General features: G+C 65.7%; 15 protein-coding genes. 8 read left to right on the plus strand and 7 right to left on the minus strand.

Going from position 1 to position 25,906, the window contains the following annotated elements; all coding sequences use genetic code 11:
* Nucleotides 1-56: 56 nt before the first annotated feature.
* Together V7D81_RS16410 and V7D81_RS16415 are read right to left on the minus strand one after the other, a co-directional pair.
* Complete coding sequence (locus V7D81_RS16410) at nucleotides 57-842, minus strand: gamma-glutamyl-gamma-aminobutyrate hydrolase family protein (protein WP_324318203.1); 786 nt, start codon at nucleotides 840-842, stop codon at nucleotides 57-59.
* A complete protein-coding gene (locus V7D81_RS16415) occupies nucleotides 835-1,974 on the minus strand; it encodes a carboxylate-amine ligase (protein ID WP_324318205.1) in 1,140 nt (379 codons plus the stop codon). Before V7D81_RS16415 ends, V7D81_RS16410 begins: the two co-directional genes overlap by 8 nt.
* A 190-nt stretch (nucleotides 1,975-2,164) precedes the next feature.
* On the opposite strand from V7D81_RS16415, the gene V7D81_RS16420 reads away from it, so the two are divergent.
* A complete protein-coding gene (locus V7D81_RS16420) occupies nucleotides 2,165-4,558 on the plus strand; it encodes a membrane-bound PQQ-dependent dehydrogenase, glucose/quinate/shikimate family (RefSeq protein ID WP_324318207.1) in 2,394 nt (797 codons plus the stop codon).
* A 24-nt stretch (nucleotides 4,559-4,582) separates the two neighbouring features.
* On the opposite strand, the gene V7D81_RS16425 is transcribed toward V7D81_RS16420, so the two are convergent.
* Nucleotides 4,583-7,726 carry a TonB-dependent receptor gene (locus tag V7D81_RS16425; protein ID WP_324318209.1) on the minus strand — a complete coding sequence of 1,048 codons (3,144 nt, stop codon included), beginning with the start codon at nucleotides 7,724-7,726 and terminating at the stop codon, nucleotides 4,583-4,585.
* Between the two features lie 298 nt (nucleotides 7,727-8,024).
* Here V7D81_RS16425 and V7D81_RS16430 point away from each other — a divergent pair, with 298 nt between their 5' ends.
* From V7D81_RS16430 to V7D81_RS16445, 4 genes are all read left to right on the plus strand, one after another.
* Complete coding sequence (locus V7D81_RS16430) at nucleotides 8,025-8,804, plus strand: FadR/GntR family transcriptional regulator (RefSeq protein ID WP_324318211.1); 780 nt, start codon at nucleotides 8,025-8,027, stop codon at nucleotides 8,802-8,804.
* Nucleotides 8,805-8,891: 87 nt separating this feature from the next.
* Nucleotides 8,892-11,246: a glycoside hydrolase family 3 N-terminal domain-containing protein gene (locus V7D81_RS16435; RefSeq protein ID WP_324318213.1), complete on the plus strand. Its 2,355-nt coding sequence runs from the start codon at nucleotides 8,892-8,894 to the stop codon at nucleotides 11,244-11,246.
* Nucleotides 11,243-12,736: an MFS transporter gene (locus V7D81_RS16440; protein WP_324318215.1), complete on the plus strand. Its 1,494-nt coding sequence runs from the start codon at nucleotides 11,243-11,245 to the stop codon at nucleotides 12,734-12,736. Before V7D81_RS16435 ends, V7D81_RS16440 begins: the two co-directional genes overlap by 4 nt.
* Before the next feature lie 163 nt (nucleotides 12,737-12,899).
* The gene (locus V7D81_RS16445; protein WP_324318216.1) at nucleotides 12,900-13,829 is read left to right on the plus strand and encodes an aldo/keto reductase; all 930 of its coding nucleotides are present in this window, start codon (nucleotides 12,900-12,902) and stop codon (nucleotides 13,827-13,829) included.
* A gap of 531 nt (nucleotides 13,830-14,360) precedes the next feature.
* Here V7D81_RS16445 and V7D81_RS16450 read toward each other — a convergent pair.
* Genes V7D81_RS16450 through V7D81_RS16465 form a run of 4 tightly spaced genes read right to left on the minus strand, consistent with a single transcriptional unit; the run spans nucleotide 14,361 to nucleotide 22,455 of the window.
* Nucleotides 14,361-17,024, minus strand: coding sequence for a glycoside hydrolase family 3 protein (locus tag V7D81_RS16450; RefSeq protein WP_324318218.1), 2,664 nt, complete (start codon nucleotides 17,022-17,024; stop codon nucleotides 14,361-14,363).
* Between the two features lie 13 nt (nucleotides 17,025-17,037).
* On the minus strand, nucleotides 17,038-18,297 hold the full coding sequence (gene manD / locus V7D81_RS16455) for a D-mannonate dehydratase ManD (RefSeq protein ID WP_324318220.1): 1,260 nt from the start codon (nucleotides 18,295-18,297) through the stop codon (nucleotides 17,038-17,040).
* Nucleotides 18,294-20,297, minus strand: a complete 2,004-nt coding sequence (locus V7D81_RS16460) for a sialate O-acetylesterase (protein ID WP_324318223.1) — start codon at nucleotides 20,295-20,297, stop codon at nucleotides 18,294-18,296. The genes manD and V7D81_RS16460 overlap by 4 nt, the downstream gene beginning before the upstream one ends.
* Nucleotides 20,278-22,455: an alpha-glucuronidase family glycosyl hydrolase gene (locus V7D81_RS16465; RefSeq protein WP_442958356.1), complete on the minus strand. Its 2,178-nt coding sequence runs from the start codon at nucleotides 22,453-22,455 to the stop codon at nucleotides 20,278-20,280. Before V7D81_RS16465 ends, V7D81_RS16460 begins: the two co-directional genes overlap by 20 nt.
* A 184-nt stretch (nucleotides 22,456-22,639) precedes the next feature.
* On the opposite strand from V7D81_RS16465, the gene V7D81_RS16470 reads away from it, so the two are divergent.
* The 3 genes from V7D81_RS16470 (at nucleotide 22,640) to V7D81_RS16480 (ending at nucleotide 25,716) form a co-directional block, all read left to right on the plus strand.
* On the plus strand, nucleotides 22,640-23,692 hold the full coding sequence (locus tag V7D81_RS16470) for a LacI family DNA-binding transcriptional regulator (RefSeq protein ID WP_442958357.1): 1,053 nt from the start codon (nucleotides 22,640-22,642) through the stop codon (nucleotides 23,690-23,692).
* Nucleotides 23,693-23,792: 100 nt separating this feature from the next.
* Nucleotides 23,793-24,941, plus strand: a complete 1,149-nt coding sequence (locus tag V7D81_RS16475; RefSeq protein WP_324318228.1) for a fumarylacetoacetate hydrolase family protein — start codon at nucleotides 23,793-23,795, stop codon at nucleotides 24,939-24,941.
* Between the two features lie 22 nt (nucleotides 24,942-24,963).
* Nucleotides 24,964-25,716 carry an SDR family NAD(P)-dependent oxidoreductase gene (locus V7D81_RS16480; protein ID WP_324318231.1) on the plus strand — a complete coding sequence of 251 codons (753 nt, stop codon included), beginning with the start codon at nucleotides 24,964-24,966 and terminating at the stop codon, nucleotides 25,714-25,716.
* Nucleotides 25,717-25,906 lie beyond the last annotated feature (190 nt).

Here is a 25,906-nt window from a genome sequence, read left to right on the forward strand (position 1 = left end):
GTCAGGCTTCAGCCTGACTTCCGAAAAGAGGCCGGCTGAAGCCGGCCCCACAGGGATCAGAGCCGCTGCGACGCCGTCTTGAGAAAAGCTTTCACCAGCGGCTCGGTCGGCAGCAGTCCGGGGAACCGGGCGTCGTGGAATTCCGGGTGCCACTGCACGCCCACGATGAATGGATGCTCGCGATGCCGGACCGCTTCGATCACGCCGTCGGGAGAGGTGGCGTCGATGACGAGATCCCTGCCGAGCGCGCGCACACCCTGGTGATGGATCGAGGTCACGCGCGCTTCCTTCGCGCCGCGATAGATCGACTGCAGCCAGCCGCCTTCGGTGAAGTTCACTTCGTGTGCGTGCTCGTCGTAGAGATCGGGCAGGCGATGCTGGAACTGCGTCGCACCAGCCGCTTCGAGATCCTGATAGAGCGTGCCGCCGTAGGCGACGTTGATGAGCTGCATGCCGCGGCACACGCCGAGCACCGGTTTGCCGGCGGCCGCGAAGCCGCGCAGCAGTTCCAGTTCGAACTGATCGCGCACCGCGTCGGTCGGCCCGATCACGTCGGTCGGCTGTTCGCCGTAGACCGTCGGGTCGATGTCGGCGCCGCCCTGCAGGATCAGGCCGTCGAGTCCGTTCACGTAGTCTTCGGTGGCCACTTCCCAGCGGCCGATGTCGCTCGAATGTTCGATGGTCGGAATCATCACGGCGACGGCGCCGAGCCGCATCACGCAATGGGCCATCGACTGTTCCAGGTATTGCAGCGTCTTGTCGCGGAAGCCGAGTTCGCGCGGGACGCGACGCAGGATTCGGGGCGAGAGACCGATGAGACTCTTGCGCGGTTGGTCAGGCATCTGCAGGGGTGGCGGTGGTTTCGTTGCTGAGCCATTCGACGACGCGACGCAGGGCACGGTCCTGGCTGTCGCCGGCGGCGCGCGCGTCATTGTAGATGCGCAACTGCGCATGCGCACTGGTGCCGCGATCGAGGATGCGGGTCAGGTGCTGCAGTTCCGGCACGCATTCGAGCCGCTGCGCATCTTCGGCAACCAGGTCGACGAGGTTTGCGATCACCTGGCGCATCGGCACCGCCGACCCCGAGCCTTCATCGATCAGGCTCGCGCCCGTGCTGTCGCGCTTGGCGCGCCAGCGGTTTTCGTCGATGAGCCGGCGCGTATGCGTCGAACGCTGCGCCCCGTGCTGCGGATTGCGCACCAGCATCGCGATCAGGCAGCGGAACAGCGCGGCCAGCGCCAGCGCATCGTCTGCGCTCGTACACACGTCGGCGATGCGCAGTTCGAGCGTCGGAAATTTCATCGCCGGACGGATCGCCCACCACAGGAAGCTGGCATCGGCGAGTGCGCCGGCGCCGTGCAGCAAGGTCGCGAAGGCATCGTAGTCCGCCTCGTCGTCGAAGAAGTCCGGAATGCCGCTGCGCGGCCATTCGTCGTAGATGGCCTGGCGATAGCTCATGAGGCCGGTGACGCGCTGATCCCAGAACGGCGAGGACGTACTCAGGGCGAGGAACACCGGCAGCCACGGCATGATCCGGTTCATGAGCCGGACCCGATCGGTACCCGCGGGAATCTCCACGTGGACGTGCATGCCGCAGACGAGATTGCGCTGGCCGACGATGCGGAAATCGGACAGCAGACGGTCGTAGCGCGGCTTGACCGTCACCTGCTGCTCGCGCCAGGCACCGAGCGGATGCGTGCTCGCCGCGATCAGCTGCAGGTCCTCTTCCGCGAGCATCTGCGCCAGCGCCGAGCGCAGATGCATGAGCTGCTCGCGCGCTTCGCGCATCGAACTCAGAACGGGCGAGGCAATCTCGATCTGCGACTGCAGCAGCTCCGACGTCACCGCATCGCCGAGCCGCGCATGCGCCCGCGCCAGGAAGTGATCGGGAATGCAGGGCGCGAGGCTGCCGTCCGCCGCGAGTGCGAGGAAGTACTCCTCTTCGATGCCGAAAGTGTATGGAAATGAATTCATCCGTTGCCCATGGCGGCGCTGAGGAAAAGTACGGCGCCGGACATCATGCAGCAACTCTGCCGCGGATCGCACGGTTCCGCATCGCAAGCCACGGGCCGCCTCGCGCGACCACGGCAGATGAGCTATACATGCGGCCTCTCCGGGCGCCGCCGGGCGGCGACGAAATCAGAACCAGCAAGCAGACCTACTCGTGAACAGAAGCCTGTACTCGACACGCAAGTCCGCCACCCGCGCGCCGCGCATTCTCGCCACGATCTTCGTGCTGATGGGCCTGGTCCTCGGCATCGGCGGCGTGCGGCTGCTCATGCTCGGCGGCTCGTTCTATTACGCCATCGCCGGCATCGTACTCATCGCCAGCGGCGTGCTGCTGTTCCGCGCCGAAGTGTGGGGCAGCCGGCTCTACGGTCTTCTCGTCGTCGGCACGGTGATCTGGGCGCTCGCCGAAGTCGGCTTCGACGGCTGGGCGCTCGCGCCGCGGATCCTGCCCTTCCTGGTCCTCGGACTCTTCCTGCTGCGTCCGGGCCTGCGGCGCATGCTGCATGGACGCATCGATCGTCCGCTGCTGCGATCGCCGCTGACGTGGCTGGCGTTCATCGCATTGGCGGCGCTCTGCGTCGGCATCGCACTGCATCGGCCCTATCCGACCTTGCCGTTTCCGGTCGCCATGCGGGATGCGCCGCCGTCGACCGGCACCGACTGGGCTCACTACGGCCGCACGCCGGCCGGCACGCGCTACGTGCTGGCCGACCAGATCGACACGACCAATGTCGACAGGCTCGGCGTGGCGTGGACCTGGCGCAGCGGCGTCGGCGGCGCCTTCAAGGCCACGCCGCTGCAGATCGACGACACGCTGTATGTCTGTCTTGCCGGCAACGTGATGGCCGCCATCGACGGCGACACCGGACAGGAACGCTGGCGCTTCGATCCGAAGGTGAAGGATTCAAAGATCGGTTTCACCACCACCTGCCGCGGCGTCACGTATTACCGCGCACCCGAGCCCGTCGCCGAATGCGCAGAGCGCATTCTCACGGCGACGACGGACGCGCGGCTGATCGCCGTCGATGCGAAAACCGGCAAGGCCTGCAGCGGGTTCGGCGTGAATGGTGAAGTGGATCTGCTCGCCGGCATGGGCGAAGTGAAACCCGGCTGGTACTACGTCACTTCGCCGCCGACGATCGCGCGCAATGTCGCGGTGCTCGGCGGCTGGGTCGTCGACAACGTCGAGACCGGCGAACCCTCCGGTGTCGTGCGTGCCTTCAATCCGCTCGACGGACAGCTCGTCTGGGCCTGGGACATGGGCCGTCCGGATCGCACCACGGCGCCAGCCGAAGGCGAAACCTACACGCGCGGCACGCCGAATGCGTGGAGCCTGTTCAGCGCCGACGACACGCTCGGTCTCGTCTACATCCCGACGGGCAACGCGACGCCGGACTACTACGGCGGACATCGCTCGCCCGAATCGGAAAAGTACGGCAGCTCGGTGGTCGCACTCGATGTCACCAGCGGCCAGGTGCGCTGGTCCTTCCAGACCACGCATCACGACATCTGGGACTACGACGTGCCGTCGCAGCCGGTGCTGGTCGACATTCCCGGCAGCAACAACACCTCGACACCGGCGGTCGTGGTGCCGACCAAGCGCGGCGAACTGTTCCTGCTCGACCGGCGCACGGGCGCACCGCTCGCGACGGTCGAAGAGAAACCGGTGCCGCAGACCGACGTGCCGGAGGAATGGACTTCACCGACCCAGCCGTTCTCGACCGGCATGCCATCGTTTGCCGGCGCGCCGCTGACGGAAGCCGCGATGTGGGGCGTCACGCCGATCGACCAGATGCTGTGTCGCATCGCCTTCCGCAAGCTGCGTTACGAAGGCCCGCTGACGCCGCCGTCGCTCGGCGGCAGCATCCAGTACCCGGGCTTCGCGGGCGGCATGAACTGGGGCAGCGTCGCGGTCGACGAACTCAACAGCGTGATGGTCGTGAACTCGCTGCACGTCGCGAACCGCGTGCAGCTGTATCCGCGGGCCACGGTCACGGAGAAAACGAAGTTCGGCTTCGGCGGCGGCTGGCAGCTCAACACGCCGTACGCTTCCAGCACGGATCCGTTCCTGTCGCCGATCTTCACGCCGTGCCAGCAACCGCCGTACGGCGAGATCGCCGTGGTCGACCTGCGCTCGCGCGAGACGCTCTGGCGGCGTCCGCTCGGCACAGCGAACGAACTCGGACCGCTCGGTCTGAAATCGCAACTGCCGCTCACGATGGGCGTGCCGTACAGCGGCGGCTCCATCGTCACGCGCGGCGGCCTGATCTTCATGGGCGGCACGATGGACCGGCGGATGCGCGCGTTCGATCTGCGCACGGGCAAGGTGCTGTGGAGCGACGTGCTGCCGAACAGCGCGCAGGCCACGCCGATGAGTTACGTGTCGCCGCGCAGCCAGCAACAGTTCGTCGTGATCGCGGTGCCGTCCAGCGATGCGGTCGCATTGAGTCACTCGGCTCAACCGGAGGCCCAGGGCGGCAAGGAGGTTGCGGCTCGCAGCGATGCGGGCGGCTATCTCATTGCCTACGCTCTACCGGCCAGCCAGTGACGCTGCGGCGCCGGCGCCCGGCCCTCAGAATCTGCCGCGCAATCCGACGATGATGGTCCGGCCCGCTTCGTACTGAGTGAACGTGGCGTTGCTGAACTGAAAATACGACCGCTGCTCTTCGTTGGTCAGGTTGATCACGTCGATGGTCAACTGCGGCACCAGGTCAGACCAGCCGAACATTTCCGCGAAGTCGAAGCTCGAAGAGAAATCCCATTGCTGATAGTTGTCGCCATAGAGCGCGGCCAGCGGGATGCCGTTCTGGTTCAGACCCGATACCTGCGAGCCCTCGGCGTAGGTGGTGGAGATGCGCGCACTGACGCCGTAGTTCTCATAGTAGAACGTGGCGTTATAAGTCTCGGGCGCGACGCCGATGGCCACTGCAGGGGCGGCACCGTCGCCCTTCTGATCGATGAGGGTGTAGTTGGCGGTGAAGCCGAAGCCGCTGAGTCCGATTCCCTCGAGCAGGAAGTCGAGCGGCTGCACCCAGTTGAACTCCAGGCCGTTCACGGTCAGGCGTCCGCTGGCGTTGATCTGCTGGTTCAGAACCACGGTGGCGACACCGGGACCACCACGCGCATCGATGGCCGCCTGTTGAGTCGGTGTCAGCGATGCATACGTGACACCGTAGGTCGCGAGATCGCTGAACGGAACGGTGGTCGAACCCTGGACCGTGAATCCCTCGATCCCCTTGCGGAACGCAGCGACGCCGAAATATCCGGCGCCGCCGGTGTAGTACTCGAAACCGAGGTCGATGTTGTCCGACAGGAATGGATCGAGATCCGAATTGCCCACCGTGCCGACATCGGCGGACGGCGTGCTGAAATTCAGTCCCGGCAACATGTCGTTCGGATTCGGTCGAGTCATGGTGCGCGACAGAGCGGCGCGAATCACCGCGTTCTCGGCGATGTTCATTGCCACGCTCGCCGACGGCAGCCAGTTCTCGTACTCGGTCTCCGTTTCCACGAAGCTGACGACATTGGGATAGAGGCCGCCGTCCGCGGGATTCGGACCGGAAGCCGGCGGCGGCGGATTGCGCGGATCCGTGAGCGACACTCGTCCGCCGACGGTCTGCTCCGTCTTAACCCAGCGCACGCCGACGTTGTATCTGAGGCGGTTGGCACCAATCGCACTGTCGCCATTGATCTCGGTGTACAGACCCGTGGTCGTTTCGCTGATCAGGCCGCCGCTGGCACCGGTGTTGGACGCACCCGTTTCCGGCGTGACGCTGTGGAAGTCGTTGTATCCCGAATCGCGGACCACAGCCGCCCAGTCGGCAGTGATGAAGCCGGGACCGGGGCGCAGATAGTTCTGCAACGCGCCCTGCGGAATCAGCGAACCCCCATATGTGAGCGGCGGGAAGCCGGCGGAATAGCCGGTTCCGTAGCCCGGATAAGCAGGAAATCCCGGGGGACTTGCGCCCGGCACATTCAGGCCGTTGCAGCCGGGCTGACTGTTGGGCGCCGGTAGTTCGACGTTCGGGTTGTTGCCGCACGCCGCGTTCTGCCACGCCTGGCTGTTGTCGTACGCCTTGATCTCCCGTGACACCTCGTCGTAGGCGCCGCCGAACTTCACGTTCAGTGTCTCATCGCCCCACGTCAGATTGGCGCGGCCACCTTTGGTTTCCGTTTCCCGCTTCTCGTCCTGCATGTTGACGCGACCACCGGCCCAGCCGAAGTTCGCCGGATCGTTCAGATCGGTGCTGCTGGCGATGACCGGAATGCCGCCGTCATTCGTGTAGGTCACCGTCATTCCCGAACTCGCCGGCGTGATCACCAGGAAGGTCGGCGACTCCCGGTGGAACTCGCTCTTGGTGTAGTTGCCCTGGACGTCGAGACTCAACCTGTCCGTGAACTGCCATGACATTCCCGGGTTCACGCCCCAGTACTCGGTGTCCTCGATGAACGGCCGATATTCGAGAAACGCCTGTGCATTGGCGAATGTCCCGCTGGTCACCACGCAGCCGTTGGCGCAGTTCTCGCGGTCGACCTGCAGGTTCAGCGGAATCATGGCCCCGTTGCGCCCGACCCAGTTCATGTCGATGCGCTCCAGGTCGTTTTCCTTCTTGCCATACATGGAGTCGAGGAAGAAGTGCAGATCATCGCTGGGCCGGAACTCGAGACTGACGATGCCGTTGTAGCGATCCTTCGTGCCGAACTCTTCGGCCGGTCGGCCCAGGCGCGGAATGAGGGCGTTGTCGATCTGCTGGATGCTCAGTCCGGGATTGTTCGCCAGCAGGAAAGCGCGATCGACGACGGTGTCGGGTGTGAGTCCATTGCCCGCATTCGCGGGCACCGCCGCCGGAATCGTCCAGTTGCCGCCGCCGGTCGTGTTGCGTGCGACGCCGGCGCCGGCTTGCGCCTCGCTCAGATTGGCATTGGTCCAGCCGATGGTTTCGAACCCGGTCGTCCTGACCTTGTTGTGCACGCCGACCACGCCGGCCAATGCGCCGAAGGCGCCCCAGGTGCCGCTGGCGACGATGGACCCGCGGGCGCCGGTACCGTCGGCATTGCTGTTGTCGGATCCCTGGATTGAATAGGTCAGCTGAGTTCCCTCGTTGTCGAACGGCCGCGCGCTGCGCATGTTGACCGTGCCCGCGGCGCCGCCTTCGAGCGTCCGCGCATTCGATGTCTTGTTTACCGTGAGTTGCGAAAACAGTTCCGTCGGAAACAGATCGAGATCGACCTCGCGGTTGGTGCTCTGCGCATCGGTACGCCCCGTCGAGGCAATCGCGACCGGTGCGTCGTTCAGCAGGATGCGGGTGAAGTTGGTGCCGAGGCCCCGAATGGCGATATTCAGGCCCTCGCCGGTGACTTCACGCGTGATGGTGATGCCGGGAATGCGGTTGAATGACTCCGCGATGTTGGTGTCCGGGAACTTGCCGATGTCCTCGGCGAAAATCGCGTCCACGAAGCCGACCGCCTCGCGCTTGGCATCGGTCGAATCCTCGAGGCTCTTGCGGAAGCCGGTCACGATGACTTCTTCGAGCGGCTGGCTGCTGGCAGTCTCGGCGGCCTGGACGGTCGGCGCCGAGCCGACGATGGCCGCAATGCATGCGCCGAGAATGGACGCGTGACCCGATCGACGATCGTTGATGCTGTTGTTCATGGCTCCCCCTGCATTGTCGTATTCGTAATGCGCCACCTGCGTCAGCGATCTGCGCCTTTGCATGACGACTGATACCGCTACCATTCGGCGACAAATAAAACAGCGGCCACCGTTCGCAACCAAACTCGCCCAGTGCCGCTGGGTTTTTCAGGTCAGACCACCTATGCACATCGGCCATAGTGGTCAGTCCAGTCGACTCTAGTTTGGCCTGAGCTGACTTGTCAACACAGGATTTCCGCGGGAAATTGTCGCATCGCATCCGGATCTGGCCAGATGAGTCTTGTATGCCGCGCGATTGCACGGCAATAATTGGCCAGACCAATCAATCTCCTGCGTCGCCTCCCCTCGCGCCAAGAACGCTGTGCCACACAACAAAAGATTCGCGGACATCGGCCCCCACAATGCCCCCAAGCTCTACGTCAAGGTGGCGAATGCCATCGTCGCCTCGATCCGCGGCGGCACCTATCGACCGGGAGATCGCCTGCCGCCGGAACGCGAGCTGGCCGAGGAATTCGACGTCAGTCGCGCCACGATTCGCGAGGCGATGATTGCGCTGGAGATTCGCGGCATTGCCGAAGCGCGCCGCGGCTCCGGGATCTACATCACCGAGGCACCGCCGCAGGACAGTGCGCCGCAGGAACCGGACATCGGTCCGTTCGAAGTGACTGAAGCGCGACGACTGGTGGAAGGCGAATCGGCTGCGCTCGCCGCGGCCATCATCACCGACGAAGAAATCGCCCGGCTCGCCGCGCTGCTGCGCGAACTCGCCGCCAACACCGACAACGACGCCGGCGAACAGGCCGACCGCAATTTCCACATCACGATCGCCGAAGCCACGGGCAATGCAGCGCTGGCCTCGGTGGTCGAGACGCTCTGGGACATGCGCTACAAGTCGCCCATGTGCCGCGAAATGTTCGATCGCGCGCGCGATGCCGGCGTGCAGCCGCGGCACGACGATCACCTCGCCATCTTCAGCGCGCTGCAGGCGCGCGACCCGAAGGCCGCGCGCAAGGCGATGCACAACCATCTCGATCGCGTGATCGCCTCCATCCTGGAAGCGACCGAAACCGACGCCGTCGAACGCGCGCGCTCCGAAGCCGCCTCCAAGCGCAAGGAAGTGGCACGCCGCTCCGCCATCTGAGCAGGCGCGCCGGACAAGTGTTGCACCAGAAATGATACCGTTACCATCCAATCGCACGATCCAGGGACTCAGTCCGGGGGAACCACGATGAAAACGACTGGCACCCGCCTGCTGGCGAGCTTCGCCGTCCTGCTGTGTCTTGCCGCTGCGGCGTCGGCGCGCGAAGCCGCGCCGGTCTACAAGGATCCTCAGGCACTGATCGACGCGCGCGTGGAAGACCTGCTCGGACGCATGACGCTCGAGGAAAAGATCGCGCAGATCACCACGGTGTGGACCGAGAAGAACGCGATCCTGACGGCGCGCGGCCAGTTCGATTCTGCGAAGGCGCGCCAGCTCTATCCGGCCGGCATCGGTCAGTTCGGACGGCCGAGCGACCTGCAGGAAGCGGGCAGCGCATTGCAGACGCCTTTTCGCGACGAGCGCGATACGGTCGAGCTGATCAATGCCATCCAGCGTCACGCCCTGACCCAGACGCGCCTGGGCATTCCGGTGCTGTTCCACGAAGAAGGCCTGCACGGCTACGCGGCGCGCAATGCCACGAGCTTCCCGCAATCGATCGCGCTCGCGAGTTCCTGGGATCCGCAACTGCTGGAGCGCATATTCACGGTCGTGGCGCGCGAGATCCGCGCGCGCGGCGTACAGCAGGTGCTGGCGCCGGTGGTCGACGTCGCTCGCGATCCGCGCTGGGGCCGCATCGAGGAAACCTACGGCGAAGATCCCTACCTGGTCAGCGAACTCGGCGTCGCCGTGGTGCGCGGCTTCCAGGGCGAGTCGCTGCCGCTCGCACCGGATCGCGTGCTGGTGACGCTCAAGCACATGACCGGTCACGGCCAGCCCGAAAGCGGCACCAATGTCGGCCCGGCCAGCATTTCCGAACGCGTGCTGCGCACGACGTTCTTTCCGCCGTTCGCCGCAGCGATCAAACGCGGCAATGCGCAGGCCGTGATGGCTTCGTACAACGAGATCGACGGCATTCCCTCGCATGCCAACCGCTGGCTGCTGCAGGACATCCTGCGCGGCGAAATGGGTTTTCAGGGCGCCGTGGTCAGCGACTACTTCGCCATCGAAGAGCTGATCAAGGTGCATCAACTCGAAAGCGATGGCGTGCACGCGGCGGCGCGTGCGCTCAACGCCGGGGTCGACATCGATCTGCCGGACGGCAAGTCGTTCTCGCTGCTGCCGCAGGCGCTGCAACAGGGCCTGGTGACGCAGCAGCGCATCGACGAAGCGGTGCGTCGCATGCTGCGACTGAAGTTTCTTGCCGGCATGTTCGAGAGTCCCTACGCCGATGCGAAGCGCGCGGTGGCCATCACCGGCAATGCCGAAGCGCGCGCGCTGGCGCTGGAGGCGGCGCGCAAATCCGTGGTGCTGCTCAAGAACGACGGCACGCTGCCGTTGCGCGCGCAGTCGTTGCAGACGCTCGCGGTCATCGGTCCCAACGCGGCGCGCGTCGATCTCGGCGGCTATTCCAACGTGCCGCGCCAGACGGTGAGCGTGCTCGACGTCATCCGCACCAAGGTCGGTAGTCGCGTGAAAGTGACTTACGCCGAAGGTGTACGCCTTACCGACAGCGGCGACTGGTACACCGATGAAGTGACACTCGCCGACCCGGCTGCCAATCGCCGTCTCATCGCCGAAGCGGTGGCAGTCGCGAAGGGCGCAGACAGCGTCGTGCTCGTCATCGGCGGCACCAGCGCCGTGTTCCGCGAGGCCTGGGCGACGAATCATCTCGGCGATCGCGACGAACTGGGACTCATTGGCGAACAGCAGGAACTCGCCGATGCGATCTTCGCGCTCGGCAAGCCCGTGACGGTCGTGCTGATCAACGGCCAGCCGCTGTCGATTCCCGAAGTCGTCGAGAAGGCTAATGCCCTCGTCGAAGGCTGGTATGCGGGCCAGGAAGGCGGCACCGCGCTGGCCGACATCCTGTTCGGCGATGCCAATCCCGGCGGCAAGCTGCCCGTCACGATCGCGCGTTCGGTGGGCCAGCTGCCGATGTACTACGCGCAGAAGCCGAGCGCGCATCGCGGTTATCACTTCGACTCGAAGGAACCGCTGTTTCCCTTCGGCTTCGGCCTGTCGTACACGACGTTCGAGATCGGCACGCCGCGCCTGTCGGCGGCGCAGATCGGCACGAACGGTACGGTCGACGTGTCCGTCGACGTGCGCAACACCGGCGCGCTCGCGGGCGATGAGGTCGTGCAACTCTACGTGCGCGATGTCGTGAGTTCGGTGACGCGTCCGCTCAAGGAACTGAAGGGCTTCCGCCGCGTGAGCCTGCAGCCGGGCGCGGCGACCACCGTGACGTTCAAACTCGGCAGCGACGAACTCGGCTTCTGGAACGAAGCCATGAAGTTCGCAGTGGAGCCAGGCGAGTTCACGATCTCCGCCGGCGCGAACAGCGTCGATCTGAAATCGGCCACGCTCGTCGTCGCTCAATGAGCGACGCGATTTCCGCCCGCGCCACCGGCGGCCGCTACCGCTGGTGGATCTGCGGCCTGCTGTTCTTCGCGACGACGATCAACTACGTCGATCGCAATGCACTGTCGGTTCTGAAAACCACGCTTCAGGCGCACCTGGGCTGGACCGACATCGACTACGGCTGGGTCACGTTCGCGTTCACCGTGGCCTATGCCGCGGCGCCGTCGCTCGCCGGGCGGCTGATCGATCGCTACGGCGTGAAACGCAGTCTCGCGTGGGCACTGATCCTGTGGTCGGCGATGGCCGCTGCGCATGGGCTGGTCGGCACCGTGCTCGGCTTCGTGCTGGTGCGCTTCTTCCTCGGCGTCGCCGAGGCCGCGAATTTTCCTGCCTCGATCAAGGCCGTGGCGATGTGGTTTCCACAGCAGGAACGCGCGCTCGCCACCGGCGTGTTCAACTCGGGCGCGAACATCGGCGTGATGGTGTCGTTCGTGACCGTGTGGCTGGCCATCACGTTCGGCTGGCAGTCCGCGTTCGTCGCCATCGGCGCCATCGGTGTCGTCTGGCTGTTCTTCTGGCAGCGCATGTTTCATCCGCCCGAAGAACATCCGCGCGTCTCGCCGGCCGAACTGGACTACATCCGCGCCGGCCAGCCGCCCGCGCGCGAAGCGATCGTCGTGCCTTGGACGCAGTTGCTGCGCTACCGGCAGATCTGGCCGTTCCTGATCGGCAAGCTCATCACCGATCCGGTGTGGTGGTTCTTCCTGTTCTGGCTGCCGTCGTATCTCGAACGCGAACGCGGCCAGAATCCGCTGCGCAGCGCCTCGCTGCTGGCGCTCATCTATACCGGCGCGACCGTCGGCTCGATCGCGGGCGGCTGGCTGTCCGGCCACCTGATCCAGCGCGGCTGGGCCGTGGGCCGCGCGCGCCTCACGACCATGTTCATCGCCGCCGCCTGCATGCCCGGCGCGATCGTCGCGTATTACACCGACAGCTTCGCCGTCAGCGTCGGCCTGATCGCGCTCGCCACGGCCGCACACCAGGCGTGGTCGGCCAACCTGTTCACGTCGGCCATCGATCTGTTTCCCGCGCGCGTCTCGGGCTCGGTCGTCGGCCTGGGATCGACCACCGGCGGCATCGGCGGCATGTTCATGACGCTGCTCGCAGCCCTCGCGGTGCAATGGACCGGCAATCAGCAGATCGTGTTCGTGAGCGCAGGGCTGCTGCATCCGCTCGCGCTGCTGCTGTTCTTCCTGTGGCTGCGCGGACGCTTCGACCCGGTCGACATGGCGCGCGGCGTCGACACGACGCGCGCCTGCGTACCGCTCGCCATCGCCGGGATCGTCGTCATGCTGATCGGCATCGCACTGACGGCGCTGATCGCACTGAACTGGGAAACGTGCGTGCAGGCGGCGACGCTGTCGGGCGCGGCCACGGCCGTCACGGCCGCGGCGGGAGTGATCCTCATCGGCGTCGCGCTGATCCATGCGGGAGTGAAGAAGGCCGGATAGGAGAATGGCCGCAAGAAGGTACAAAGGACGCAGAAAAAGATTCTCTCTTGCGAGCTTTGCGCCTTTTTGCGGCCATTCTCCCCGCGACTGTCACAAACCACGCTGACAGGCGTTCCTGCGACGACTATCGTGCGCACTCTCTGGCTCATCGCGAGGACATCCCATGACCACCCGTCGCCGCTTTCTCGGCACTGCTTCTTTCACGGTAGCCGGCTCGATGCTGCTGCAGGCGCTGCCGACGAGTCTGTCGCTGGCCGCAGCAACCGGATCGATGCTCAAACGGCCGATCCCCTCCTCGAGCGAACGGGTCCCCGTCATCGGCATGGGAACGTCCGGAAGTTTCGAGGTCTCGCAAGGCGGCGCCGAATACGAGGCACTGAAGGACGTGCTGAAGCGCTTCTTCGCCGGCGGCGCGAGCCTGATCGACACCGCGCCGACCTACAGCAATGCCGAGGACAATCTCGGCCCGCTGCTCGCCGGCGGCGGCTATCGCAAGCAATGCTTCCTTGCTACCAAGCTCTCCGGCGTTTCCGGCCGCGAAGCAGGCTTCGCGCAGTTCGCGAGTACGTTGAAGCGGCTGCAGACGGACAAGGTCGAACTGCTGCAGGTCCACAACCTGCGCGACTGGAAGACGCAGATCGAGGTGGCGCGCGAACTGAAGAAGCAGGGCAAGGTCCGCTACGTCGGCGTCACGCACTATCTCGATTCGGCGCACGACGAACTCGCCGAAGTCGTGCGGGCAACGAAGCCCGATTTCCTGCAGATCAATCACTCGGTCACGAATCGCGGCATCGAGAAGCGCGTGCTGCCGCTGGCGCAGGAACTCGGCGTCGCGGTGCTGACCAATCGCAACTTCAACGACGGCGCGCTGTTCCGGCAGGTGCAGGGCAAATCACTGCCGGCCTGGGCGGCAGAGGCCGGCGTGACTTCATGGGCGCAGATGTTCCTGAAGTATTCGCTGAGCTTCGAGGCGGTGACGGCGGTGATTCCCGCGACGGGCAAGCCGGAGCGACAGAGCGACAATCTGCAGGCGGGGTTCGGGCCGTTGCTGACGGTGAAGCAGCGTGAGGAGGTGGTGGCGTTAGTGGGTTAGATGTAGCGGTCATCCCCGCGAAGGCGGGGACCCATGTCTTGAATGGCGTGCCACGCTCACCGCGCGCGCCCTTCGGGCCGGCGACTGGCGAGGCCAGGGGGAGTGTCTTGGCGTGAGCTTCGGTGAGTGCATCGTAGACGTTCGGAAAGTCGCCGCAGCATTTGGCCTGTCGTAACTTCACCTGCCGATTCGCTTCGCGTACCGCGCCGCTGAGTGCCGCCTGAGTTAAGAGTGCCGATCTGCGTTGGGTTTCCCGGCCGCCACCGGGTTCGCCAAGCCCCTCCCCCTGTCCTTCCAGTCGCAAGAGCGCGCTGCAGTGTGCGAACCGGTCATGCGATCGGCTTCTTTCTGTAGGTCAGGCTTTAGCCTGACTGCTTTCAGGCCGGCTAAAGCCGGCCCCACAGACGGAGCGGCGCCTTTCTTTTTCTTATCCCCTCCCCCCCGCTTGCGGGGGAGGGTTAGGGTGGGGGCGCGCTGCCCATCGAAGCCACCCAACGACGCGATGCACCCAACCGAGCGCATCGAACCTTCTCACGTTCCCGGAATCGCAAACACCGCACGCGCCCGCACATCCGCACTCGACGCCCCGACCTGCACCTCATAGCGCCCCGGATCAACCGCGTACTGCTTGCGCTCCGTGTCGTAGTAAATGAGATCGCGATCAGCACGCACGACGAAGGACACTTCGCGACTCTCGCCCGGCTGCAGCATCACGCGCTGCACACCGCGCAGATCCTTGGACGCGCGCTCGCGCCGCGGATCGAGCGCCCTCAGATAGAGCTGCGCGACTTCCTCACCCGCGCGCTTGCCCGTGTTCTTCACCTTGAACGAGACACGTACATCCTCGCCGGGTTTCGCGTTCTCGCGATCGACGCGCAGATCCGAATATTCGAAGCGCGTGTAAGAAAGGCCGTGACCGAACGGATACAGCGGCTCGCCCCGGAAGTATCGGTACGTGCGGCCCTTCATGGCGTAGTCGTCGAACGCGGGCAGCTTCTCGCTTGCTTTGTAGAACGTCACCGGCAGGCGGCCGGCGGGATTGAAATCGCCGAACAGCGCATCGGCCACAGCCGTGCCGCCGCGCTGTCCCGGATACCAGGCCAGCAGGATCGCCGGGAGATTCGCCTGCGCCCAGTCGACTGCAAGTGCTGAGCCGGTAGTGAGCACCAGCACGACGGGCTTGCCGGTCGCATGCAGCGCTTCGAGCAGTTTCTGCTGCGTGGCCGGCAGGCGCAGGTCGGTGCGATCGCCGCCGGCAAAGCCGGGGTAATCGACTTTCATTTCCTCGCCTTCGACATCGCCGGTCAGGCCGCCGACGAACACGATGACATCCGAGGCGCGCGCCGCGTCGAGCGCTTCTTCGAACGGTGGCTTCGCGCCCGGACGACGCCATGCGAGCCGTACCTCGGCGTCACGGATGTCCTCGAAATATTCGAGCTTGATGTCGTAGGTCTTGCCGGACTGCAACTCGATCGAGGCCGAATGGCTCTGCAGTCGCGGCACCGGTTCCCAGACGTCGATCAGCAGCTTGCCGTCGACGAACAGGCGGAAGCCGTCGTTGGCACCGACGCTGAGTTCGTAGGTACCCGAGGTCGGCGGCAGCAGTTGTCCCGTCCAGCGCACGCTGAAATCGTCGCCGCCGAGTCCCTGCGCTTCGCTGAGTTCGCCGCGCGCCACCAGATCGTCGGTCGGGCCGCCGCGATCCCAGCGGAAGGCGATGCGCGGATCGATGCGTGTCAGTGCCGGCGCACCGGCGAATTCGCGGCCGCGGAAATATTCGCCCTTGAGTCCCTGCTCTTTCGCGCCCGGCCCCGGCCGCAGGTACGCCGCATCGATCAGTGGCGCAGCGCGCGGTTCCTCTCGGCCTTCGACCAGATCGGCGCCGCGTGCGTACGTCACCTTCGTGTTTGGCCCGGCGGCATCGCGGATCCCTTGCAGCACCGTGACGGGCGCCGCCGGCGTGCCGTAGTAGTTGCCCAGCAGCGACATGACTTCATCCGCCGTCGGACCGATCACTGCGATGCTGCGCACGTTGCGCGACAGCGGCAGCACGCCGCTGTTCTTCAGCAGCACCAGCGACGACTGCGCGGCGCGGCGCGCCAGCACATCGTGCGCCGGCGCCTGGTTCACCGAGTACGGAATCTGCGCCCAGCGCACGCGCTGCGGCGGATCGAACATACCGAGCGCAAAGCGCGAGCGCATCAGGCGCTTGAGCGCAATGTCGATGTCCGCCTCGCGGATCAGGCCCTGTTTCACCGCCGGCAGCAGCGCGTTGTAAGTCTTGCCGCAGTCGAGGTCACAGCCCGTCTTCACGCCCAGCGCGGCTGCTTCTTCCGCCGTGCCGACGATCTTGTGATGCAGGAAGATGTCTTCGATCGAATCGCAATCGGAAACCACATAGCCTTCGAAACCCCAGTCCTCGCGCAGGATCTGTTGCAACAGCAACCGGCTGGCCGAGGCCGACTCGCCATAGACGCGGTTGTAGGCGCCCATTACGGCGGCGACCTTGCCTTCCTGCACCAGCGCCTGGAACGCAGGCAGATACGTTTCGTACAGATCGCGCTCGCTTGGATGCACGTCGAACTGATGCCGGTCGGCCTCCGGCCCGCTGTGCACGGCGAAGTGCTTGGCCGTGGCATCGACCTTGCGGTATTTCGGATCGTCGCCCTGCAGTCCCTTCACGAACTCGACGCCCATGCGCGCGGTGAGCCAGGGATCCTCGCCGTAAGTTTCCTGGCCGCGACCCCAGCGCGGATCGCGGAAGATGTTGATGTTGGGCGACCAGAACGTCAGGCCCTGGTAGCGGCCGCGTTGATCGCGGCGCGCGAATTCGTGATGCTTGGCGCGGCCTTCGTCGCTGATGACGGTGGCGACTGCGCGCATGAGTTGCGGATCGAACGTGGCGGCGAGTCCGATGGCCTGCGGGAAGACGGTGGCAGCGCCGGCACGCGCCACGCCGTGCAGGGCCTCGTTCCACCACACATAGCGCGACACGCCGAGGCGCTCGATGGCGGGCGCGTCGTCGCCGAGCTGCGAGATCTTTTCTTCCAGCGTCATGTGCGAAACGAGATCGGCAGCGCGTTCCTCGAAGCTGCGCGCGGGATCGAGATAGAGCGGTTCGTCCGCCCGCGCGGCGAGCGTCGCGAATGTTGCAATGACAGTCGCGATGGCGACGGCCGGCCGGCAGTCCTTCATCGGATACCTCCCCTTACCAGTCCCACATCGTGCCGTCTTCCAGCCGCGCGATCGGCAGCTGGCGCGGCGAATACGGAAATTTCGCGGCGAGCTTTTCGTCGATGCTCACGCCATGTCCCGGCGATTCTCCGCAATGCAGGCGACCGTCGCGGAACGTGTAGTCGTGCGGGAAGACGGCGAGCGTCTCGTCCGAGTGCAACATGTATTCCTGGATGCCGAAGTTCGGCACCCAGGTATCGAAATGCAGTGCCGTGCCCATGCACACCGGCGACAGGTCGGTGGCGCCGTGGAAGCCGGTGCGGACGCCGTACAGCGCGGCGAGACTGGCGATGCGGCGCACATGCGTGATGCCGCCCGCATGAACGAGCGTGGTGCGGACGTAGTCGATGAGCTGTTTCTCGATCAGCTCCTTGCAATCCCAGAGCGAATTGAAGACTTCGCCGGTGGCGATCGGCGTGACCGAATGACGCCGGATCAGTTCGAACGCCGACTGGTTTTCCGCAGGCGTCGGATCTTCGAGCCAGAACAGGCGGTACGGTTCGAGATCACGCGCCAGCCGCGCCGCTTCGATCGGCGTGAGCCGATGATGCACGTCGTGCAGCAGTTCGATATCGGGGCCGTGATCGCGGCGCAGGCGCTCGAACAGTGGCGGCGTGCTGGTGAGATAGCGCGGCGTCGACCAGACGGTTTCGAGCGGCAGCTCGCTCTCGGCGGGTTCGTAGGCACCCTTGATGCGCGTCACGCCATAGTTCTTCTTCAGACCCGGCACGCCGCTCTGCGCGCGGATCGCCAGGTAGCCCTTCTCGATGAAGCGGCCGACTTCCTCGCTGGTCGCATCGACGTCGGCGCCGCTCGCGTGCCCGTACACCAGCACGCCTTCGCGCGAGCGACCGCCCAGCAACTGGTACAGCGGCAGGCCGGCGAGTCGCGCGACGATGTCCCACAGCGCGATGTCGACCGCCGCGATGGCCGTCATGGTCACCGGACCGCGACGCCAGTACGCGCCGCGATACAGGAACTGCCAGGTGTCTTCGATGCGCCCCGCATCGCGGCCGATCAGCGTCGGGATGACATGGTCGGTGAGATACGCGGCCACGGCCAGTTCGCGGCCGTTGAGCGTGGCATCGCCGAGCCCGACGATGCCGGCGTGCGTTTCGATGCGCAGCGTGACGAAGTTGCGACCGGGACAGGTAACGATCACGCGCGCATCGACGATCTCGCGATCGCGCGACGAGCCCGCAGGCTGAACCGGCTGTGATGTTGTGTCACTCATTGGAACCTCTTGTCGCGGGCTTCGATCGACAGCTCGAAGGGTCCGGCGGGCAGCGACGATTCATCGAAGAGCGTGCAGACGGGACTGTCGGCCCAGCAGTAGCGAACGCGAGTCGCCTGCGGTGTCGCGGCGAGCACGATGCGATCGCCGTCGATGCGTGCGGGCGCGAAGCGACATGAATCGCGTGCGGCGGCGCACAGCTCGAAGCCGATCGGTGCCTCGGCGCCATAGGCGACGAGATGGCCGGCGACATCGGCGAAGTCGATCACCACATCTGCGCCTTCGCGCCGCGCCGCCGTGGCCCTCGGACCGGAGGGCGCGACTGGTTCGCCGTAAACCTCATGCTGCGCGGCACGGGCGAGACGCCGGCCGAGCTCCTGCTTGTTGGCGGGATGGATGTCGTAGCGATCGCCGATATCGATGGTTACGACGAGCGCGGCGTGGGGATCGGCCGCCACCGCCTGGCGCTGCGCCTCGCGCAATTCGGCCCAGCCGCTTTCGACGGGCCGTGTCGGCGGTGCGCCATAGTTGGCGAGCTGCACGATCAGGAACGGCAACTGCGGCGAATCGAACTCGCGGCGCCAGTTGCTCATGAAGCGGGTCAGCAGATCGCGATAGCGCGAGGCATCCTCGGTATTCGATTCACCCTGATACCAGGCGACGCCGCGCAGCGTGTAGTTCGCGAGCGGCGCGATCATGGCATTGCGGATCGTGCCGAGCCCGGCGGTGCTGCCCCAAGGCTCGCGCGGCGGCGTGCCGACAGCCGGCGGAATCTGATAGCGCCATGCACCATCGAGCGGAATCGCACTGCCATCGTCGAACTGCAGCACGCGCGACTGCGCGGGTCCGTACAGGCCGCCGAGTGCGTAGGTGTCGAGCACATTCACGACCAGCGCATTGTCGCCAGCGCGCAGCGTGCCGGGCGACAGGTAGTAGACGCGGTTCGATCCCGACGGCAGCGGCGCGAAGCCCTGCGTATCACCGTCGGTCGCGCCCTGCAATTGCGCATTCACCCAGGTGAGATCGGCCTCGTCGACATTGCCGAGCGACAGACGCGCACGCCGCTGCGACTGTTGCTTCGACACCTGCACGGTCGTGCGATACCACAGCATGCCGTTGTAGTTGCGCAGCGCCGGCACCTGCCATTGCTCCCACGGCACGAGATCGGCGGGCGCCGCCTGCCACTGCGAAGTCGTTGCCGTCGTCGCCCAGGGATCGCGCTGACCGCGCGTCGCCGGCTGGTTGTGCCACCACGATTCCCAGATCGAGGCCCAGCGACGCGTCGCGGCCGCCGGATCGCTGCGGCGCAGTTCGACGGCATCCAGCATCGCGTCATAACCGCCGGCCGCACGCAATGCCGGCGCACTCATCCACGCCTCGATGCGCGAACCGCCCCAGGCCGAGGCGATCAGCCCGAACGGCACGTCCACGGATTTCTGCAGTTCGCGCGCGAAGTAGAGACAGGCAGCAGAAAATTCCGGCACGGTGGCGGGACCGGCGACCTGCCATTCGCCGCCGCGAATGAACTCGTCCTGCGGCGTCACGTCGCTCGCCAGTGGAATCGTCAACAGACGGATGCGGTCATTGGCTGAATTGGCGATCTCGGAGCGCGAATCCAGCGCGCGATGCACCGGCAGCACCATGTTCGACTGACCGGAACACAACCAGACATCGCCCACCAACACATCGCGCAGGGTCTGGCGATCGCCGCCGGCGGTGACTGCTTCGAGTATGTGTGGTCCACCGGCCGGCAGCGGATCGAGCTGCAACTGCCAGCGACCGTCCGTGCCGGCGCTCGCATGCCGTGACTGTCCGGCGAACGACACCGTGATCTCCTGCCCCGCCGCCGCCGTGCCCCACACACGCACGGGCCGGTCGCGTTGCAATACCGCGTGATCCTGGAACATCGAATGCAGCAGCGGCGCAGCCGACACCGTTGCGCCGAACACGGTCGACGCAACCACGAAGGCACGCCGCAATTCAGTGATGGCCCGGCGCATACGGAAATTCCAGCGACTTGTAGTAGTCGAGCGAATGCGCTGGCGCCGCTTCGCCGGCGGGCAGCGGTCGGCCGGAGAACGTCTGGAAGTAGGCGATCGAAGCATCGCGCCACCAACGCGCTTCCTTTTCCTGGATGGCGAGGAAGGCGGCCACCTGTGCATGCCGCTCGGCGTCGACATAGGGCGCAGTCGCGGCCCACGTGTCGCGCATCGCACTCACGGCCTGCACGCCACGCGTGTAAGTCACGACGAGCTCATCCCACAGCGTGCGACCGGAGTGCATCCGGTAATCCCACGGCAGATGATGGAACCACAGCAGGAACTGTTCGGGGCAGCGTCGCGCATCGCCGAACTGCACCGCCACTTGCGGCGCGTACTGCGCGACAGCATTGCTGCCGCGCGCGGTGCGATCGAAGCCGATGCCGTTGCGATCGGCGCGGTGGTAGTAGACAGAAGTCCAGTCGGCCCGCGGCCCACCCTCGACCCACGGTCCCGGTCCGTAGTGATGGCCGCGCCCCATCAGATGATGCAGGCCCAGCGGCGTCATGTAGTCCACCACCGCTTCGCGCGATCCCATCATCATGGACACGACCGGCTGCACCAGCGCCGGCTCGTTGCCGAAGGTCATGCGCGTCCACTCTTCGGCGATGGCCTGCGCCGGCAGTCCCGGATCCCAGGCGAGCCGGCCGAAGGCGTACCAGTTGGCCTGGTCGAACTGCGAGCCGGTCCAGTTGCGGTCGGCGCCGATGTTGGCGACGCCTGCCATGCCGGTGTGGCGGTAGCCGTGCAGCGAGCCATCGATTACTTTTTCCACAGTCGAGCCGCGACCCTTGCGCCAGGTGTCGGCATCGAGCGTCTCGCGATACATCGTGGCGAGATAGGCCAGATGAGTGGCGAAGCCGAGATATTCCTTGGTGATCTGGAACTCCATCATCAGCGGCGTGCGCGGCATCGCGCCGAACAGCGGATGGAACGGCTCGCGCGGCTGGAAATCGATGGCGCCGTTTTTCACCTGCAGCAGCACGTTGTCGCGGAACTTGCCGTCGAGCGGCACGAACTCGCTGTAGGCCTGCTTGGCGCGATCGTCGGGTTCCTCGTGCGAGTAGACGAAGGCACGCCACATGAGCAGGCCACGGTGCGGCGCGAGTGCGTCGGCAAGCATGTTGGCGCCGTCGGCGTGCGAGCGGCCGTAGTCCTGCGGGCCCGGCTGGCCTTCGGAATTCGCCTTCACCAGCAGGCCGCCGAAGTCCGGGATGTGGCGATAGATTTCCGCCATCTTGTCGCGCCACCACTTCGCCACTGCGGGGTCGAGCGGATCGGCGGTCGCAAGTCCGCCGATCTCGATCGGTGCGCTGAAGCGCGCGGTGAGGTACACGCGGATACCGTAGGGCCGCAGCACGCCGGCGAGCGCCGCTGCTTTCTCCAGATACGCCGGCGTCAGCACCAACGCATTCGCGTTGACGTTGGTCAGCACCGTGGCGTTGATGCCGATCGATGCATTGGCGCGCGCATAGTCGGTGTAGCGCGGATCGAGGTAGTCGGGCAGCTTGTGCCAGTCCCACAGCGATTCGCCCGCGTAGCCGCGCTCGACGGTGCGGTCGAGGTTGTCCCAGTGGTTGAGGATGCGGGTCTGCACGCGCGGCGATGCGCTCAGCTCCAGGCGGGACACATCGGCGCGAGTCTGCAGCAGGCGCAGGTAGTGGAAGGCGCCGTAGAGAACGCCGACATCCGTGGCTGCAGCGATCACGGTGACACGCCGGCCGGCGACGCTGGCCGAGCGCAGCACGTAGCCTTCGGCGCCGAGCGCACGCAGGTCGAGGTTCAACGACTTGACGATGTCCGATGACGACGGCGTGCCGAACACCAGCGCGCCAGCACGCGAGACCCGCTCGCTGAGCGGCGGCTGCACACCCAGCAGACCGGCAAGTCCGCGCTGCAATTCCGCCGCGGCGGCGCGCAAGGTCGGCGAGTTCGCGGTACCGGCCAGTTCGGCGGCCAGCGGCCGGTAGCGTTCGAGGGCCGGGCTTTCCAGCGGCCGATAGCGCAGCCACAGGTCGTAACCGTCTTCCGCCATCGCATGCGATGCCATGACGACACTACCGAGCAGCAGTGCCAGCCAGAGCAACCGGCGCCCCACGGATTTCACCCCTGATCTCATCCCGGCCTCGGACAATTCTGGTTTCGTGTCCGCGCCGCGCCGGCGGATTTCCGGCCTCGGCACCGATTCATGGTAACGGTACCACGATCGTCCGGCTGCAACCACCGTCCTTGCCCGGTGCTACGATTGCCGGCCTCATCAGCCAGTCGAAGAACGAGTGAAAACCAGCGGCGGCGGAAAAAAAATCGCAGAACGTGCCGTGCGTCGCAAAGGCCATGCGGTCACCATCCATGAGGTCGCCCGCAGCGCGGGCGTCTCGCCGATGACCGTGTCGCGGGTCATGAACGGCAACAGCAATGTGCGCGAAGCGACGCGCGAACAGGTCATGCGCGCGGTACGCGAGCTGAACTATTCGCCCAATCCGGCGGCGCGATCGCTGGCCGCAGCGCAGGGCACGCGCATCGGCCTCGTCTATACCAATCCCAGCGCCGCGTACCTGAGCGAACTGCTGGTCGGCGCGCTCGACGGCGCGAGCCGCACCGCCGCGCATCTGGTGCTCGACACCTGGGCCAACATTGGACCCTCGACCGAGCGTGCGGCCGCGCGCCGGCTCGCCAGCAACGTCGTCGGCGTGATCCTGCCGCCGCCCTTGTGCGAATCGAAGGTCGTGGCCGCCGAGTTCCTCGCCGCTGGCGTCCCCGTGGTGGCGGTGGCACCGGGGCGTTCGCAGGCCGAAGTATCGTGCGTACGCATCGACGATTTCCGCGCCGCTTATGAAATGACTTCCCATCTGCTGGAGTACGGCCACACGCGCATCGGCTTCATCAAGGGCAACCCCAACCAGACGGCCAGCACCCGGCGCTTCGAGGGATTCCAGTCGGCGATGCAGGATGCCGGCATCAGTATCGATGCGAGCTTGGTGCAGCAGGGACTGTTCACCTACCGCTCCGGGCTGGAAACCACGGAAAAACTGCTGGGCCGCAAGCGGCCGCCGACGGCGATCTTCGCCAGCAATGACGACATGGCCGCCGCCGCGATCTCGGTCGCCCATCGTCACGGACTCGACGTGCCGCGCGATCTGTCGGTGGTCGGCTTCGACGACACGCCGACCGCCACGACGGTCTGGCCCGAGCTGACCACCATCCGCCAGCCCATTGCAGCGATGGGTGAATCGTCGATCGAGCTGCTGCTGCGGAGCATCCGCCGCAAGGAAAACGAGACCCGGATGGTGGTCGACCATGTCGTGGCGCATCAGCTGATCAAACGCGACTCGGTCGCGGCGCCGCCCAAGGCCTGATGCATGTCTGCCTGCCGACTTTTCCCGATCTGCCGCTCTTGAATTGTGATAGCGGTATCACTAGGCTTGCCGCCGATCCCCGCCTCCGCCCGACCACTCTATGAGCCTGATTGCCTGCCTGCCTGCCGACTGGCGTTCCTCGACGCTGGTCGGTCGCATCCAGACGGATGCCGGTCCCACGCCGATCGTCGTGCGTGGCGGCCATGTTTTCGATGTCTCCCGCCATTCGCCGACGGTTTCGCAACTGCTGAACCGCTGGGACGGCACCGCACCGGCCGGAGAAGATCTCGGCCCGCTGGAATCCCTGGCGATTGCACGCGCTTTCGACGATGCCGCTGGCGCAGTGCGATTGCTCTCGCCCGCGGACCTGCAGTGCATCAAGGCGGCCGGCGTGACCTTTGCGATCTCGGCGATGGAGCGCGTCATCGAAGAACGCGCCCGCGGCGATGCGGGACGCGCCGAGACGCTGCGCGCCAGCCTGCGCGATCGCATCGGCACCGACATCCGCGCCGTGAAGCCCGGCTCCGCGTCGGCGCAGCGCCTGAAACAGGCGTTGATCGACGATGGCCTGTGGTCGCAGTACCTCGAAGTCGCCATCGGCCCCGACGCCGAGGTCTTCACCAAGTCCCCACCGCTGTCGTCCGTAGGCTGGGGCGACTACGTCGGCGTGCGCTCGGACTCGGCCTGGAACAATCCCGAGCCGGAAGTCGTGCTCGCCTGCGACCAGTCGGGCCGAGTGCTCGGCGCGACGCTGGGCAATGACGTCAACCTGCGCGACATCGAGGGCCGCAGCGCGCTGCTGCTCGGCAAGGCCAAGGACAACAACGCCTCCTGCGCCATCGGCCCGTTCATCCGCCTGTTCGACGACGCCTTCACGCTCGATCACGTGCGCAGCACGGTCGTGCAGCTCGAAATCACCGGCACGGACGGCTTCCGGCTGGAAGGCAGCAGTTCGATGGACCAGATCAGTCGCGATCCCACCGACCTCGTGGCTCAGACGCTGTGCAAGCATCACTGCTACCCCGATGGATTCATGCTGTTCCTCGGCACCATGTTCGCGCCGATCATCGATCGTGGCGCTCCCGGCCTCGGCTTCACCCACAAGCCCGGCGATCTCGTGCGCGTTTCCTCGCAGCATCTCGGCACGCTGGAGAACCGCGTCACCACCTGCGATCAGGCACCGCCGTGGACTTTCGGCATCGGCGCGCTGATGCAGAACCTCGCGCAGCGCGGCCTGCTGTCGCAGTAAGACACTCACACGGTTCCCCCCCATGACACTTGCGATCTATCCCTCCCTGGCCGGCAAGACGGCGATCGTCAGCGGCGGCGGCTCCGGCATCGGCGCCGACATCGTGGCCGGGCTGGTTCGCCAGAAGGCGCGCGTCTTCTTTCTCGACATCGACGAGTCCAGCTCGCGCGAACTGGTGCAGCAGCTGAATGGCGCGGCCGAATTCATCCGCTGCGACCTGACCGACCTGACCGCGCTCAAGAACACGCTCGCCGGCATCGAAGCGAAAGCCGGCCCCGTGTCCGTGCTGGTGAACAATGCGGCGAACGACGACCGTCATCGCACCGAAGACGTGACGCCGGCCTACTGGGACAACCGCATGGCGGTGAACCTGCGCCACTACTTCTTCGCTGCGCAGGCGCTGATTGCCGGCATGCGCCGCAACGGCGGCGGCTCGATCGTGAATCTCGGCTCGGTGTCGTGGCATCTCGGGCTGCCCGACCTCGCACTGTACGAAACCGCCAAGGCCGGCATCGAAGGACTCACGCGCGCCCTGGCCCGCGACTTCGGCCCCGACAACATCCGCGTGAATTGCGTGATCCCCGGCGCCGTACGCACGCCTCGCCAGGTCGCGCTGTGGCACACGCCGGAAGAGGAAGCCAAGATCTTCGCGCAGCAGTGCATGAAGGTCCGCGTCGAACCGGTCGACATCGCCGCGATGGTGCTGTTCCTCGCCGCCGACGATTCCCGGCTGTGCACGGGGCACAGTTACTGGGTGGATGCGGGGTACTGCTGAGGATGCAGGAGTAACCGCATAGAACGCAAAAAAGCCGGATAAAGAAATAGCCGCAAGAAGCGCAAAAGGCGCAAGGTCAGAGAAGAGAAATCATTCTTCTTACCTTGCGCCTTTTGCGCCTTTTGCGGCCAATACTCTTATTCTGCTTTTTGCGTTCTATGCGTTCTTTGCGGCTATTCCGGCTCTGTGC

Origin of the sequence: Povalibacter sp. (genome assembly GCF_036735925.1) — a bacterium.
GTDB lineage: Bacteria > Pseudomonadota > Gammaproteobacteria > Steroidobacterales > Steroidobacteraceae > Steroidobacter.

What these genes read in the sequence shown, in the direction of transcription:
- V7D81_RS16410 (WP_324318203.1), bottom strand. Translation starts at nt 842, where the DNA reads ATGCCTGACCAACCGCGCAAGAGTCTCATCGGTCTCTCGCCCCGAATC.
- V7D81_RS16415 (WP_324318205.1), bottom strand. Translation starts at nt 1,974, where the DNA reads ATGAATTCATTTCCATACACTTTCGGCATCGAAGAGGAGTACTTCCTC.
- V7D81_RS16425 (WP_324318209.1), bottom strand. Translation starts at nt 7,726, where the DNA reads ATGCAAAGGCGCAGATCGCTGACGCAGGTGGCGCATTACGAATACGAC.
- V7D81_RS16435 (WP_324318213.1), top strand. Translation starts at nt 8,892, where the DNA reads ATGAAAACGACTGGCACCCGCCTGCTGGCGAGCTTCGCCGTCCTGCTG.
- V7D81_RS16440 (WP_324318215.1), top strand. Translation starts at nt 11,243, where the DNA reads ATGAGCGACGCGATTTCCGCCCGCGCCACCGGCGGCCGCTACCGCTGG.
- V7D81_RS16445 (WP_324318216.1), top strand. Translation starts at nt 12,900, where the DNA reads ATGACCACCCGTCGCCGCTTTCTCGGCACTGCTTCTTTCACGGTAGCC.
- V7D81_RS16450 (WP_324318218.1), bottom strand. Translation starts at nt 17,024, where the DNA reads ATGAAGGACTGCCGGCCGGCCGTCGCCATCGCGACTGTCATTGCAACA.
- manD (WP_324318220.1), bottom strand. Translation starts at nt 18,297, where the DNA reads ATGAGTGACACAACATCACAGCCGGTTCAGCCTGCGGGCTCGTCGCGC.
- V7D81_RS16460 (WP_324318223.1), bottom strand. Translation starts at nt 20,297, where the DNA reads ATGCGCCGGGCCATCACTGAATTGCGGCGTGCCTTCGTGGTTGCGTCG.
- V7D81_RS16465 (WP_442958356.1), bottom strand. Translation starts at nt 22,455, where the DNA reads ATGAGATCAGGGGTGAAATCCGTGGGGCGCCGGTTGCTCTGGCTGGCA.
- V7D81_RS16475 (WP_324318228.1), top strand. Translation starts at nt 23,793, where the DNA reads ATGAGCCTGATTGCCTGCCTGCCTGCCGACTGGCGTTCCTCGACGCTG.
- V7D81_RS16480 (WP_324318231.1), top strand. Translation starts at nt 24,964, where the DNA reads ATGACACTTGCGATCTATCCCTCCCTGGCCGGCAAGACGGCGATCGTC.